The following is a 14769-nucleotide window of genomic DNA, read 5'->3' as shown; positions in this document are numbered from 1 at the left end:
TTACAAGGTATATTTATAGGTTTCGTACACCACCCCGCGTGCGCCAAACCCTTCTTTCTGGAAAATGAGGTTTTTATTAAGAACTGTACCAGCCTGTTCTGTAGACTTTCCAAAATCAAAAACCTCGCACGAAACGCAAACTGTATTAATGAGCTCCGAAAAAAGCAAATCGAGTGCGCCTGTCACACGTCCCTCCAAGTTGGCAGCAATGTACTGAACATGAACAACTTTACCGGTAATAAACAATACTGTTCCACCAACTATTTCTGCTTTTTGTTTCACCACAAACAGTTTTATTTTTTGTTTGAAATGATTTTGCAGGTAGGTAATCTCATCCAGCGAATGTACCGGTAAAGTACTGTATTTTTTTTGCAGATTTGCTGCTAATATCTTCCAGAAACCAGCATAATCATCCGATTCTTCAACCACTAAACCAGCCTTATTTGCCTTACGTATTCCATCTTTTCTGGAGTTGCTGAATTTTATCTTTTTACATTCAAAAACCGAAGAAGAAATGTCGCAAGCCAAACGTTTTGCCTTTAGCAGAAACAAGGCGTACAAATCTTCTTGCGATGGAATTTGATGATAAATAAAAGGTATGGGCTTATAAACAACCGCTTTAATTTTAAGTACACGAAGTTCCTTGTTCAACAGCTCGAAAAGCAGCAGAATGTCGGCTGTTTTTAGGGTATTGTCAATAATAAATCCCCCGTAAGTTAAGTATTCGTGTGTATAAAATATTTGTTCGTTTATATTCCCCGGAATAACAGCCAGTAGTTTGCCTTTTTTAAAAAACAAAAACGAACACTCATTATACTTTTCTTTGTGATATTCAAGATAATCGCGGAAAAACAGAAAAGTACCATTTCGCGAATGAGCAACCAGCTCATCCCAGTTCTTTTTATATTCCGCACTGTATTTTTTTATGGTAAGCATTAGCTTTTGGGCTTTGTTTTATCTTTTATGATGTACCCTGGTCTGTTTTTTACTTCCTCATAAATTCGCCAGATATACTCTGCAATTACCCCCAACGAAAAAAGTATTAAGCCACAAAAAAACGAAATCAGCACAAAGGTAGATGTCCAACCGGGAATTGATAAGCCGAATAGATGCTGGTTGCCAGAAAACTTTAAAAAAGTTGAAACTATTATGGAGAAAACCGAAATGATAACTGAAATAAAACCAATGATGGTTATACATTTTATTGGAAAAGACGAAGAGGAAAAAATGGTGTCAGAAGCCAGTTTTAGTTTCTTTTTAAAGGTCCATCTTGATTTTGATTTTACAGTTGGCCGGTTAAAAGGAATAAAAACCGGATCGAATCCCAAACGCAACACTTCCACAATTGTTGAAGTATTTATCGGATGAATTCGCTCGTTCATAATATCAACTACCTCCCGGTCAATTAAAAAGCCATCTGCCCCACCTTTGGGAAAGTTTACATCAGAAATGGCATTCATTATTCCATAATAAAAGGTTGAAAAAAGATCGCTGAGCCAACCATCGTTGCGCGATGCCCGAAAAGGGATTACAATTTTATTTCCGTTTTCCCAATGGCGATACATTTTTACAATAACCTCCAATGGCGTCTGCAGGTCATCTGGTATACCAACGGCACACGCTCCTTTGCTTTTTGATAACCCCGCAAAACGTGCATAGTGGCTGGTATAATTTCTACTTAGCTGAAATGCCCGCACCCTGCTGTCTGTTTCTTCCAGTTCCAAGGCTTTTTTAAACGATTCATCTTTCGAACCATCATCAATAATTATCAACTCAAACGGAATTTGTTCGGCTTCCATTTTTTGTTTAACCTGTTCGTATACCGTAAATATTCTGTTTTCGCTAAAATACGATAACAAAATAATCGACAACATTTTATGTGTTTCCATACATGTTTATTTTTGCCACATTTTTCCGTGAACCGGCAAGCTTATTACTTGTTCAGCCAGCTTATCTGCAAGCGGATAGTTTTCATTTTTATACACCTCTCTGTAGGCTTCTGATTTATAAGGCGGCACCGGGTAATGAATTAAGCATTCGTACCCTTGCTCTTTCAACCACCGCATATCTTCAGCTCTGTTAGCTGATTGAACAACGTACTGATGAAAGACATGATGATATCCTTCAGGTTCAGTAGGCAATGTCCACAATTGATCAGAAAAAATACATGCATATTCCTGTGCTATTTCACGTCGTTTAGTATTCCAAACATCCAGGTAGTTTAGTTTTACATTTAAAATAGCAGCCTGTAACTCGTCGAGGCGCGAGTTGTAACCAATTACCTCGTTACGGTACCGTTCAACCGAGCCATAATTCCGAAGCTTTTTTATTTTCTCGGCCAGTTCGGCAGAATTTGTGGTTATGGCACCGGCATCGCCACATGCCCCGAGGTTTTTTGTGGGGTAAAAGCTAAAGGCATTTATATCTCCAAAACTTCCGGCATGCTGCCCGTTTACTTTTGCGCCGTGTGCCTGGGCACAATCTTCCACCACAAACAAATTATTCTGTTGTGCAATATTCATAATTGCCGGCATATCCGATATCAGCCCATACAAATGAACCGGCATTATCGCCTTGGTATTACCGGTAATTTTCGCTTCAATAAGCGTTGCATCAATATTAAACGTTATTGGGTTTGGCTCAACAAAAACAGGCTTTGCCCCGGCATGTGAGATGGCCAAAACCGATGCTATGTATGCGTTTGAAGGAACCAGCACCTCGTCGCCATTGCCTATGCCAAGGGCTTTTAATGCGAGGAACAAACCATCAAGGCCATTAGCCACACCAACACAATGGTTTGTTCCGACATAGGTGGCAAAAGCGCTTTCGAATGTTTCCACTTCCTCGCCCAATATATACCTGCCTTTATCAAAAAACTTTGCAATTTTCCCCTGCAATTCCTGTTCTATGGCTTTATATTCTTTCCTAAAATCATTTGGCCATATCGTTTCAAGGTTTTTATTGTTCATCATATTACTTGCTGTGTTTGGCTACCCATTCTTCTTTTGATTCGGTTAACGACAGGTATTTATAATGTTTAGCTGGATTTCCAATAACAACCTGGTAATCTTCCACATTATTTAGGCACAATGCAGCCGCACCAACAACCGAAAAATTGCCCAGTCTTACCCTTTCCATTACCGTAGCATTTAGTGCCACATCGCAACCATCTCCAATGGTTAACAAACTTCCACATATCGCCCCCATTGAGATATGACAGAATTCGCCAACAACACTATCGTGCGAGACACAACTATTTGCCATCAAAAAAGTACATCGCCCAATGCGGGTATTGGTACCCACATAACAGTTGGCCATTATCATTACACCGGGGTCAATAACTGCCCCTTCGCCAATAAATGCATTTGGATGAATAATACTTACAAGCCGGCTATCAGGGATTCCCAGCTTTTTAAATAATTCCATTCGGAGCACACCATGAGATATACTGTGGATGGCATAAATAAAAAACATACCTTTATCAATAAAACGCGGCACATCATTTAATTTTCCCAGCACAGGGTAGCCGTTTATTTTTTCACCAGGCACCAGAAAGTCATTAATAAAACCAACTACTTCATAGTCTGTATACTCATATTTCTCACGCATATCTCGTATGCATGCAGCAACAACACCTCCGTTGCCGGGGCCACCTATTATAATTACTTGTTTTGTCACGATACTTTTTTATTAAACATAAATAAAATGCCGCCTATTCCTACATTTATAAATGTTGAGATTAGAAACACAAAGGAAACCAACAAACTAATTTCTGACGAAACACCTAAAAGTCCGAAAATAAGGATGTATGATCCTTCACGAATTCCGAAACCACCAAACGAAATTGGGAATAAAAAAAGGATATTCAATAAAGGATTTGCAAAAAGGTTATAAGATAGAGGTATTTCAGCTCCCAGGGCATTAAAAGCGATATTGCTAAATACGGCCCCGATAAACTGATTGATTAAACTAAATGCGGCCACCAATAGTATTAATTTCGGATAAAGGCTTACCTGCAAAATTTTGTTTAAAAAGCCGCTTTCAACCTTAACTTCCTTGTTAAATTTTAAAGCGAACCATTTTATTAAGTCAAACAATTTTCTTTCGATAAAAGCTAACACCAACTGCACAACACGGCTATTTTTGAATAGCAACATCAGAGCAATTACTAAAATTAAGATTGATAAGAACACGTAAAGGATGGTGCGTATATGCGGATATACTAGTTGATCGTTAATGGACAAAATTCCGGAGAAAAAAAGAATAAAGAAGCCACAAATAAGCAATCCCATTAACTTCTCCTGAAATAGCAAACCAATAGTAACCGGCGTTGTATCCGTTTTTCGTAAACTATACACCCGATAAATATCGATGCCAACAGATGCCGGTAAAAAATAACCGGAGAAAAATCCGATGTATACGATTTTTAATAAACGCAGGTACGAAATGTTTCGCTTACCAAACATATTTAGCACAAGTTTCCACCGTAACGAAAACAAAGCATAACTCAACGGAAACGAAACAAAAGCAAGAAATAGTAAAACTTTATTGCTCTGAACATAGACTTCTGCAACCTTACTAAAATCAATTTTAGAAAATACGATTGCCAGTAAAATAACCGGAATAACAAATTGCAGAAGGCGTAAAACTTTTTTCATGTGTCTATTCAACTTCAATAATTTTAAATTTGCCGGTAGCCGTACTTAACGGAATCTGGTCTAAGAATTCCACTTCAAGCAAACAATCAGCAATATATTCATTCCAAATTGCCTGAATTTTTTGTTGTGTGGATGCTTTCTCCTCTCCGGGCTTTAGTTTAGTTTGGAAATAGATTTTATTGTCCTTTTTCTTTATCAACTTAAATTGGCTGCACTCTGTAAGCGGTTTGTACATGCTACAAAGTTGAAGCCGGTGTAGTTTTTTTCCATTCCCAAGATCAATGTTATCTTCTATTCGGCCAATTATTTCGCCCATATTTCCTGCAGCTAGCGGAATTTTAACCAGATCGCGAATATTGTAGCGTATAAAGGGCTGTGTTTTGTTAAGCAGGTTGGTAATCATCAGTTCGCCATACATTTCGCCATTAATTTCCACGGGGTTGGTATATTCAAGGTATGCCGTATTTTTCAGATAATTAAATCCTTTGGCATTAGCTTGGCTCCAGGCCATCGATAATAATTCGGTACAGCCGTACACATTTATCAGGGCTGCATTCAGGTATTTATTAACCTCCTGCCTAAAATCATCAAAAACCGTTTCGCCCGATACTACAACGTACTTTACCTGTAACTTGCTTCCGGTTTCCTTAAGTTCATCAAGCAACAGTTGTACACAAGTTACGGTGCTTGATATATAATCTATTCGGCGTCCATGTAGTTTTTTAACAATCTCGCCGGGCGGTGTGTGAACCGAATACTTTTCGCGTTTAAATAAGCCGGTATATTTCTGCAACAAATACAGAAACGATTGTTTTTCGTTCCGTTCCTTTTGCTCGTACATACCAATAAAAACAAATTTTTTAAGCGGGTTGTAGCCTTTTAAAGCCAAAAAAGTACGCACATAACTTGTAAAGTGCTCTCTTTTTGTGGAGTAAATGCTCATGGGCTGACCGGTAGAACCACTACTGCTATTTACAGCCATATTATCGGTAACCGGGGTGGTAAGCAGCTGCGTTTTTTCGGCCGCCAACATAAGCTGTTTATTTACAATTGGTAGTTTCTGAATATCAGCAAAAGATTTAATCTGCATGTCTAAAACACCGGCATTTTTATAAATTTCGCGGTAAAAAACAGAGCCATTGGAAGCCACCTTTACCATTCGCCTAAACTTACGAAGTTGAAATTTTTTCGCCCACCTTTCATGAAGTAGTATAAATAGCTTTGCTTCGATGTAATATTTTAACAAATAACCCAGCATTTTCAAATTCTGCATTTTACAAATTAAACTTCATGCTCTATCAACTTGAACTTTCCGGTTTTTGAATTAATTGGCAAATCTTTTACAAATTCCACAACAACCGGGTTGTTGCCAAAGCATTCTTTCCAAACACTTTCAATACGTCGTTTAAGCTTGTCTTTATCCACCCCGGAATTGCATACAGCCTGAAAATAAACACTTTTATCCTTTTTCTGAATTACCTTATACTGCGAATAATCAAAAATGGCATCAAAAGGATACAGTTGAATCATAAAAATCTGATCTCCATTTTCGTATTCTATTATATCATCAACCCGCCCCGATATTTTTCCCATTCTTTTATTGGAATCGAGTATTTTTACCCGATCACCAATTTTATATCGAACAAAAGGCATGGTTTTGTTGGCAAGGTTGGTAATAACCAGTTCGCCATACCATTCTCCTTCAATCTGCATTTTATTAATGTATTCAACATATACCGAGTTTGATGGATAGTTAAAAAAATCGCCATTAGGGTCTGTCCACGATAACGAAGGATGCTCCATACACCCATACACATCAATAACTTTTGCATCCAGATAGCGCTTAATATCCGTTCGCAAATCTTCTGATAATGTTTCGCCTGAAACTACAACTACCCTGAAACGAAGACGGTCGTTCTTTTCTTTTAGTTTAGCAATTAACACCTTTAAACCAGAAGGAGTAGAAAAAAGAACATTAATATTTTTGGCTTTTAACTGCTGAATCAGCTCGGCCGGAGGAGTGAAAACTGAAAAAGTCTCACGACGAAAAAGACCGAGGTGTTTTTGAAGATAGTAGATAAAAGTATGCTTTTCAACCGCTTCTTTGTGCTCATACAGTCCGATAAAACCATAAGGTTTAAAAGGATTATAAAATTTTGTAGCAATAAAAGTTCTTACGTATCCGGTAAACAACTCGGCCTTGGTCGAATAAATATCAATTGGTACACCTGTTGACCCGCTTGTATTGGTTATCACCAATTTATCGGTTTGTTTGCAGGTAAGTATTGTTTTGATATTGCTTTTATTCATCAATTCTTTATCAATTATCGGCACCTTAGCAATATCACTTATCGACTCAATTTTTAGATTAGCTACTCCCGCCTTTGCATATAAGTTGTTGTAAAAGTCCGAGTTCTCTCGCGCCCATTCAAAGGTTTTTCTGAATTTCTTTACTTGTTTTTTGGCTACCCATTTCTCGGGCATTAGAGCAAACAATTTTGTTTCAAGATAGTATTTTAACAGGTAAATTATCATCATTCAATTAGCTTAACAAAAACTTATCCTTTATTCTTTCCATTACTTAGAGCTCAACTTCAACACGTTTAAATTTTCCGGTAGTTTTATTAATGGGTAGTTCCTCTTTAAATTCCACCTCAAAAGGATGGGTACCGTAATTTAGCAACCAGGTTTCCTTAATTTTCCGGGCCAGCTTTTGTTTATCAATGCCCGGTTTTCCTATGGCCTGAAAAACGATGGTTTTATCTTTTCGCTGCAAAAACTTATATTGAACAAATCCGCCTAATGGATTAAAAAAGATATACAACTGGTACATAAAAACTTTTCGTCCATTATTCAGTAACATAATATCATCGTTTCGTCCGCTAACCCTGCCCATTTTTTTATAATTGTTAGTACGGGCTATTTGGTCGCCCACCCTGTAACGAATAAAAGGCATGGTTTTATTCACAAAGTTGGTAAAAACGAATTCGCCGTAATACTCACCATTAATTTTCTGAGGATTAAGGCATTCCGGCATTACGGAGTTTAATGCATAATTGTATACTGATTTGTCGGGTACCGACCACGACATTGAAGTTAATTCGGTGCATCCGTAAACGTCAACCACTTTAGCATTTAAATAGGTTTTTAAATCGTGGCGCAATGCATCTGAGAGTGTTTCGCCCGAAACAACAACATAGTTAACACGGAGTTTTTTCTTGTGCTTTTTTAGCTCCTCAACCAATAAAAAAAGACAGGAGTTGGTTGATGATAATACGCCAATTTTCCTATCGTACAGGCTTTGTGCAATTTCGTTGAATGGCGTTAAGACAGAATAGTTCTCACGACGGAACAACCTTAAATGCCGCTGACAAAATGAAAGAAAGGATTTGCGCTCGATTATTTCTTTTTGCTTGAATAAACCGATAAATACAAAACGCCGGAATGGATTATAAAAAGGTAATGCCAAAAAGGTTCGCACGTAACTTTTAAAGTACTCCTTTTTCGACCAGTGCACATCAAAAGGCTTACCTGTAGAGCCACTTGAACTGGTAACAATCAGTTCATCTGTTAATTTGATTGTTAGTACGTCCTGCCTGTGGTGTGCCAACATCATTTCCTTTGTAACAAGCGGCACTTTTTGAATATCGTCGAGATTTGTAATTGTTAAATCCATTATGCCGGCTTGCTGGTAAAGCTTTCGGTAAAATTCAGAATGTTCGCGCGCCCATTCAAATACCTTTCTGAAACGTTTGATGTGTATTTTTTGAACCTGCTCTGCGGGTAACAATTGAAATACTTTCGATTCGATATAATATTTTAATAAACCAATAATCATTTTTAAATTAATAAGTTGAAGTCAATGATCAGCAAAAAACATCCTTTTTCAGGTTTCAATTTCCATGCGTTTCAATTTTCCTGATATTGGATTTACCGGAAGTTCCACCAGGAATTCTATTTCTATTGATAGATCCGGAAATAAGTTCTTCCACGTCTTGCTAATTTCATGCTTAAGCTTCTTTTTATTGCACCCCGGCACACCTACCACCTGAAAAACAAGTGCGCTTGTTTTTTTCTGAATTATTTTAAACTGAAAAATCGCTTCGATTTTGGTGAAGGCATCCATTTGATACATGAATAACTTTTCTCCGTTTGCCAATTGAATAACATCATCGGCTCTTCCTTCAATTTTGCCAAGGGTTTTATAATCATCAACCACCTCCACCTGGTCGCCAATTTTGTATCGTACAAATGGCATTGTTTTATTGGTAAAATTGGTTAAAACCAACTCTCCATAATGTTTTTCATTGTGTTCCCATTCATTTGTATGTTCAAAAAATACCGAGGATAAGAAATAGTTGAATTTTTCTCCATTGGGTTTAGTCCATGCCAACGAAGGGTGCTCAACACAACCATACACATTGATAAGTTTTGCATGAAAATACTTTTTAATATCCCATCGCAAAGTTTCATCAATAGTTTCTCCCGACAAAACTATACGCTTCACATTTAGTTCCAGTCTCTTGCTTTTCACCTCATCCATTATAATTTTAAGACAAGAAGGCGTTGTAGTTAGGATTCCAATCTTTCGATTCACCAACTGAGCAACAATCTGTTCAACCGGTTCTAAAACCGAAATTGTTTCGCGGCGAAACATCCCCAGGTATTTACGCAGAAATCCAATAAACGACTGTTCTTCAACCTGTTCTTTTTCTTCATGGGTACCAATAAGTATAAAAGGTTTAAATGGATTGTAAGCCTTAATTGCCAGTAAGGTGCGCACATATCCGGTAAAATGCTCTTTTTTAGAGGCATAAACATTAAGTGGCATTCCATTTGATCCACTGGTCATGCTTCGTACCAGTTTATTATTGATTTTGCAGGTTAACCTCGACTCCAGGCTTACAGCGCGCATCATTTTTTTGTCAACAATCGGTACCTTTTTAATATCGTCGAATGTTTCTATTCGCAAATCCATTACACCTGCCTCGGTGTACACCTGCCTGTAAAATTCGGAATGCTCGCGGGCCCATTCAAATATTTTTCGAAAACGCCGGATATGAATTTGTTTCACGAGGCTTTCCGGAAGAGCCTGCATGCAAATTGCAAAAACCAAATATGTAATTAAATTAAACACCATTTTTTCTAACAACAGAATGATATAACTCAACACAATTAATTTCAGTGTATTTTAAATCACTTCCTTCTCTATCCGCTTAAATTTTCCGGTACGGGTATTTAATGGTAAATCCGTTTTAAATTCAACCTCCAAAGAATAATCTCCTATATTGGTTTTCCAGGTTTTTAATACGGCTTCTCTTATTTTGCGTAGGTCTGCACCGTACTCCGGCACCACATAAAAATAGATCTCACCACCCTTATTCTGATAAAATTTATATTGTGCTATCCCGTTAATTTTAGAAAAAACGTATAATTGTACCACATGTAATTTCCGTCCTTCTGTAAGCTCCAAAATATCGTCTGCCCTTCCCATTATTGTACCTAAACGATTATATTTTTCAGACTTTTCAAGCTGATCGCCAACCCTGTAACGAATAAATGGCATTGTTCGGTTTATAAAGTTCGTGAATACTAAATCTCCAAATAAATTTTCCGGATTATTCGTGCATTTTATATACTCCGGGAGCATCGTATTTAGTGCATAGCGAAATGTTTTACTGCCCGGCCTTGTCCATGCCATCGAGGGTAATTCCATACAACCATATACATCAATAACTTTTGCATTAAAGTACATTTTTAGTTCATGCTTAACTTCAGGATTTAAAGTCTCTCCTGACGAAATAATATAGGAGATATTCAATTTGTTTCTGGATTTTTTAAGTTCTTCTGCCAGTACCTGTAAACATGTTGGGGTTGACGATAAAAACGAAATATTCTTTCGCTGCAATTTTGCAATTAAAACTGGAGCAGGTGTAAGCACCGAATAAGCCTCTCGTCTGAATACTCCAAAATATTTCTGAAAAATTTGCAAAAACGAACCTTTTTCGAGTTTTTCTTTTTCTTCAAAAACACCAACAAGTACAAATTTTTTGAAAGGCGTATATCCTTTTAATGCCATAAAACTCCGAACATAACCCGTAAAATGTTCTCGTTTTGATGAGTATACTGCAAATGGCACTCCATTGGAACCACTCGTTCGGTTTATTGCCAATGGTTGGGATGGAGAACAAGTAAGTATCGACTCCAGATCAAAGCGTTTCATCATACCTTTGTCAACAATCGGTACCTTTTTAATATCGTCGAATGATTCTATTCGCAAATCCATTACACCTGCCTCGGTGTACAACTGCCTGTAAAATTCGGAATGCTCGCGGGCCCATTCAAATATTTTTCGAAAACGCCGGATATGAATTTGTTTAATATAGCTTTCGGGTAAACAGCCAAACAATTTTGCTTCCAAATAATATTTTACCAAAAACAAAATCATCTGGAACTGTACTGCTTTATAATGTTTGCGTCAATCCCGGTCTTGTAGTTTCTAAAAACTTCGTAGTCGCGAATATAATCGGCTTCATCGTACTCGTGCGAGGTAAGCACAAGACATACGGCGCCTCCTGAGAACTGCTTTTCTGCCGCCCATAATCCGGGAGGAATGTGTAAACCAAAATAAGGCCGGTTTAACAGGAATGTTTTTTGGTTTTCTCCATCGTCAAGCTCTACTTCAAAACTTCCGCTAACAGCCACCAAAAACTGGTGACAGGAATAATGTGCATGTGCCCCACGGTCTTCGCCCCCAGGTATATCATAAATATAAAAAACACGTTTTATATCAAACGGAACCTCCACTTCCGTATGTATTGGAGAGATATTTCCCCTACGGTCTTTAATCAGTGGCAGATTTATTAGCTTGCAATTACTTATTTTATTCATTCGCAACATTTAAATAGTGTTTATACTGCTCATAATTACGAATATAATCGCTTTCGCTGAACCGAGTTGAGCTTAAAACCAAGGCCACGGCATTTGTCGAAAAGTTTTGCAGGCTGCGCCAAATTCCATTGGGTATATATAAACCAAAATAAGACCGGTTTAAAGTATAAGACACTTCCTGCTTGCCATTATTCACCAATACATCAAAACTCCCGGAAAGGGCAACAATTACTTCCTGTTGTTTTTTAAAAGCATGGCCGCCGCGCACCTGGCCGCCCGGCACATCGTAAATCCAATAAACCCGCTCGATGGCAAAAGGTATATGTTTGTTTTGTTGTACAAAGGTTAAATTTCCACGAGGGTCCTCAATTTTTGGGAAATCAATAATTTTTAGTTTATCCAACATATAGTGTTGCAAGGTTTATGCGGTTCCCACCTATTATTTTATTAGTTTTGAATCTCTCTAAAAACAAAGAAATTCTTATTGATGTCCAAATTTAACAACTTATCGTTTCTAACACAGGCCGGAAAAGAGAAAAACACGCACAAACTTATTTTTATTGGTATTTCGGCAGTGCTGCTTGGTATAATGAGTATCCTGAGTCAGGACGCCGGTATTAGCGGCGATGAATATTTTCATGTCGATCATGCTGAAAGTGTTTGGAATTTCTACAAATCGATGGGGAAAGACAAAGCGGCCTTATACAACGACCACACCTTGCACCTGTACGGGCAATCGCTTGACAACCTGGTTCATATTTTTAACGAGCTGTTTGGCATCGATAATATTTATGATTCAAGACACTTTTTTAATTCTGTAGTTGGCTGGATGTTAATTTTATTCACCGGCCTAACAGCTGCATCACTTTTTGGCTGGCAAGCAGGTTATATTGCACTGCTTTTAATGTTCTTTTCACCACGTATTCTAGGACATTCTTTTAATAACCTGAAAGATATTCCTTTTGCGGCCTCGTATTCGTTTACTCTCTACTTTTTGGTGCGTCTTATCAAGAGTCTTCCAAATGTCGGGTTTAAAACGTACCTGCCTGTTGTATTGGGGATGGCTTGGGCCATTAGCCTCCGAATTGGCGGAATTATACTGATACCCTATTTGCTTATGCTGGTTGGCTTGTATTACATCAGCGAGAAAGGATTTTTGAAACCAGACAACATAAAAAAAGGAAGTAAACAACTCGTTTTGGTTGGATTAGCCTCGCTGGCCGCCTATTTTTTAGGTTTGATTTTGTGGCCTTTTGGGCTGGTTAGCCCTATAAAAAATCCCCTGCTTACACTCTCAAAAATGACCAACTACCAGATGAATCTGAACCAGCTTTTTGAGGGTGTCATTCAAAATTCTCAGGACTTACCCTGGTACTACGGACTTAAATATATTGCCATTTCGTCGCCAATAATAGTCGGCGTTGGATTTGTGGCTTTTTTAGCATTTCTATTTGTAAAAAAGGCAGACAAAAAAAAATACCTGTCCTATTACATCCTATTTTTTGCCTTTGCATTTCCATTGGCATACACCATCTATCAGAACTCGAATTTATATGGTGGCTGGCGGCATTTACTTTGGGTTTACGGACCACTCGTGGCACTATCATCTGGAGGACTGGCCTACCTTGCAGACAACAAAACAAAATGGCTTAGTTATGCTGGCATCGCCCTGTTGGTCGCAGGATTATACAAACCTTTCATTCACACCATAAAAAATCACCCACATCAGTATGTGTACTACAACCAACTTGTTGGAGGCGTTAATGGAGCGTATGGCAAATACGAAATGGATTACTATTACCACGGTATACGCGAGTGTGCCGATTTTTTAAAGAAAAATATAATTACCGACCAGGAAATAACAATAGCCTCTGACCATGCACGAATTGCAAAAGACTTTCTGAAAGACGAAACTGCTGTGACGATTGCATACAGCCGGTATCATGAAAAGAATAAGAAAGAGTGGGATTATGCCATCTGGACGAATACTCACATACATCCGGCACAGCTTAACAACAACCAGTGGCCGCCAAGTGGTACGCTACACAAGGTTATGGTTGATACAGTTTGTATTGCTGCGGTAGTAAAACGTGTGTCTTATGCCGATATAAAAGGGTTTCAGGCCATGCGTAAAAATAAATTTGATGAAGCAGAAAAATATTTCCACGAGTTTCTTGAATTATATCCGAATGCTGAAGAGATTTGGGAAGGACTTGGAATTATTTACAAGTTGCAGCAAAAAAATGATTTGGCACTGGAAAAAATAAACAAAGCTATTGAATTAAATCCCGGTCAACTTTCCTCGTATGTGCATCAGGCAGAGGTTTTGAACAACCTTAAACGGTACAGGGAAGCTCTGGTTGCTGCCGATAAGGCTCTAAGTTTAAACCCTACTATAAGCGAAGGTTCCTATCAAAAAGGTCTTGCCTACAAAAATTTGAATAATCCGGGAGAGGCAGTTCGGGCATTTCAGGATGCTATAAACACAAACAATCAGTATTACAAAGCATACCATGCCATAGGCGAGGTTTTAACCAGTTACAGAAAATACAATGAAGCCATTGATATTTATAGCCAGGTTTTGCGCAGCCGCGAAAATGATTTGAAATCGCAAATTGGTATCGCCAAATGTTATCATTTAATGAATAACAATGAAAAATGTATTGAATTGATTAAAAAGCTTCCGCGTGGTACTGCCAATCATATTGACGTGATGAAACTACAGTGCCGACTAGCCATACAATACAACGACCTGAAACGTGCAGCAGATCTCATTAAGCGTTTGGAACGGAATGAACCAGATAGCGAGACATATGTAATAAAGGCTTTGTATGCTGCACGGCAAAACCAAATTGATCCGGGTTTAAGTTATTTACAACAAGCCATTGATATGGATGGGACCAACCGTGAAGCTATTGATTTTCTTAATCGGTTATCGCAAGCTACAAAAACCGGCAATAACACGTTAAAAAACGACAAACCCAACCAGCAACAATCAATAATGTTCGCACAACCCAAAAGAAAACAAAGCAACCCCCTCAGGCAAAAACCGTGATAAATTCGGGCGATTTTTTAACAGACTGCACCATTATTGTTAACATAACATTGCCCAATAGCGCAATAAAAACCCCGGAGCCTCTGCTCCGGGGAAAAAACCAAAAATCAACTAACCTTTAAACCGCCTGGCGACTTCATCCCAGTTGATGAGATTCCAGAATGC

The 14769-nt window shown here is 38.1% G+C and carries 13 protein-coding genes; 1 reads left to right on the top strand and 12 read right to left on the bottom strand.

Annotated features, from left to right (window positions below; all coding sequences use genetic code 11):
• The 12 genes from QZ574_RS18750 to QZ574_RS18695 are packed head-to-tail and all read right to left on the bottom strand — an operon-like array spanning position 1 to position 11955.
• Entirely contained in the window at positions 1–936 is a 936-nt protein-coding gene (locus tag QZ574_RS18750) for a GNAT family N-acetyltransferase (protein WP_297092413.1), read from the bottom strand.
• A complete protein-coding gene (locus tag QZ574_RS18745) occupies positions 936–1889 on the bottom strand; it encodes a glycosyltransferase (protein WP_297092411.1) in 954 nt (317 codons plus the stop codon). The genes QZ574_RS18750 and QZ574_RS18745 overlap by 1 nt, the downstream gene beginning before the upstream one ends.
• A 6-nt stretch (positions 1890–1895) precedes the next feature.
• A complete protein-coding gene (locus QZ574_RS18740; RefSeq protein WP_297092409.1) occupies positions 1896–2972 on the bottom strand; it encodes a DegT/DnrJ/EryC1/StrS family aminotransferase in 1077 nt (358 codons plus the stop codon).
• Position 2973: 1 nt separating this feature from the next.
• Positions 2974–3678, bottom strand: a complete 705-nt coding sequence (locus tag QZ574_RS18735; RefSeq protein ID WP_297092407.1) for a hypothetical protein — start codon at positions 3676–3678, stop codon at positions 2974–2976.
• Positions 3675–4658, bottom strand: coding sequence for a lysylphosphatidylglycerol synthase transmembrane domain-containing protein (locus QZ574_RS18730; RefSeq protein ID WP_297092405.1), 984 nt, complete (start codon positions 4656–4658; stop codon positions 3675–3677). Before QZ574_RS18730 ends, QZ574_RS18735 begins: the two co-directional genes overlap by 4 nt.
• 4 nt (positions 4659–4662) lie before the next feature.
• Entirely contained in the window at positions 4663–5931 is a 1269-nt protein-coding gene (locus tag QZ574_RS18725) for a hypothetical protein (RefSeq protein WP_297092404.1), read from the bottom strand.
• An 8-nt stretch (positions 5932–5939) separates the two neighbouring features.
• Complete coding sequence (locus QZ574_RS18720; RefSeq protein ID WP_297092401.1) at positions 5940–7196, bottom strand: AMP-binding protein; 1257 nt, start codon at positions 7194–7196, stop codon at positions 5940–5942.
• A gap of 43 nt (positions 7197–7239) precedes the next feature.
• Positions 7240–8496 (bottom strand): hypothetical protein, encoded by a 1257-nt coding sequence (locus QZ574_RS18715; protein WP_297092400.1) that lies wholly within the window; start codon positions 8494–8496, stop codon positions 7240–7242.
• A gap of 48 nt (positions 8497–8544) precedes the next feature.
• Positions 8545–9798 carry a hypothetical protein gene (locus tag QZ574_RS18710; RefSeq protein ID WP_297092399.1) on the bottom strand — a complete coding sequence of 418 codons (1254 nt, stop codon included), beginning with the start codon at positions 9796–9798 and terminating at the stop codon, positions 8545–8547.
• Positions 9799–9849: 51 nt separating this feature from the next.
• On the bottom strand, positions 9850–11106 hold the full coding sequence (locus QZ574_RS18705) for a hypothetical protein (RefSeq protein WP_297092397.1): 1257 nt from the start codon (positions 11104–11106) through the stop codon (positions 9850–9852).
• Entirely contained in the window at positions 11103–11549 is a 447-nt protein-coding gene (locus QZ574_RS18700; RefSeq protein ID WP_297092385.1) for an FdtA/QdtA family cupin domain-containing protein, read from the bottom strand. The genes QZ574_RS18705 and QZ574_RS18700 overlap by 4 nt, the downstream gene beginning before the upstream one ends.
• Positions 11542–11955 carry an FdtA/QdtA family cupin domain-containing protein gene (locus QZ574_RS18695; protein WP_297092383.1) on the bottom strand — a complete coding sequence of 138 codons (414 nt, stop codon included), beginning with the start codon at positions 11953–11955 and terminating at the stop codon, positions 11542–11544. Before QZ574_RS18695 ends, QZ574_RS18700 begins: the two co-directional genes overlap by 8 nt.
• An 81-nt stretch (positions 11956–12036) precedes the next feature.
• Between QZ574_RS18695 and QZ574_RS18690 the strand changes: the two genes are divergently transcribed.
• On the top strand, positions 12037–14604 hold the full coding sequence (locus QZ574_RS18690; RefSeq protein WP_297092381.1) for a tetratricopeptide repeat protein: 2568 nt from the start codon (positions 12037–12039) through the stop codon (positions 14602–14604).
• Positions 14605–14769 lie beyond the last annotated feature (165 nt).

This window comes from uncultured Draconibacterium sp., from assembly GCF_913063105.1.
In the GTDB taxonomy this organism is placed as follows: domain Bacteria; phylum Bacteroidota; class Bacteroidia; order Bacteroidales; family Prolixibacteraceae; genus Draconibacterium.
The sequence above is the reverse complement of the archived record's forward strand: the minus strand, read 5'-3'. Positions and strand labels throughout refer to the sequence as shown.

Excerpts from the sequence above, each read along its gene's own strand:
- QZ574_RS18695 (WP_297092383.1), bottom strand. The coding sequence starts at position 11,955 with ATGTTGGATAAACTAAAAATTATTGATTTCCCAAAAATTGAGGACCCT.
- QZ574_RS18745 (WP_297092411.1), bottom strand. The coding sequence starts at position 1,889 with ATGGAAACACATAAAATGTTGTCGATTATTTTGTTATCGTATTTTAGC.
- QZ574_RS18705 (WP_297092397.1), bottom strand. The coding sequence starts at position 11,106 with ATGATTTTGTTTTTGGTAAAATATTATTTGGAAGCAAAATTGTTTGGC.
- QZ574_RS18700 (WP_297092385.1), bottom strand. The coding sequence starts at position 11,549 with ATGAATAAAATAAGTAATTGCAAGCTAATAAATCTGCCACTGATTAAA.
- QZ574_RS18690 (WP_297092381.1), top strand. The coding sequence starts at position 12,037 with ATGTCCAAATTTAACAACTTATCGTTTCTAACACAGGCCGGAAAAGAG.
- QZ574_RS18750 (WP_297092413.1), bottom strand. The coding sequence starts at position 936 with ATGCTTACCATAAAAAAATACAGTGCGGAATATAAAAAGAACTGGGAT.
- QZ574_RS18710 (WP_297092399.1), bottom strand. The coding sequence starts at position 9,798 with ATGGTGTTTAATTTAATTACATATTTGGTTTTTGCAATTTGCATGCAG.
- QZ574_RS18730 (WP_297092405.1), bottom strand. The coding sequence starts at position 4,658 with ATGAAAAAAGTTTTACGCCTTCTGCAATTTGTTATTCCGGTTATTTTA.
- QZ574_RS18740 (WP_297092409.1), bottom strand. The coding sequence starts at position 2,972 with ATGATGAACAATAAAAACCTTGAAACGATATGGCCAAATGATTTTAGG.
- QZ574_RS18715 (WP_297092400.1), bottom strand. The coding sequence starts at position 8,496 with ATGATTATTGGTTTATTAAAATATTATATCGAATCGAAAGTATTTCAA.
- QZ574_RS18720 (WP_297092401.1), bottom strand. The coding sequence starts at position 7,196 with ATGATGATAATTTACCTGTTAAAATACTATCTTGAAACAAAATTGTTT.
- QZ574_RS18725 (WP_297092404.1), bottom strand. The coding sequence starts at position 5,931 with ATGCAGAATTTGAAAATGCTGGGTTATTTGTTAAAATATTACATCGAA.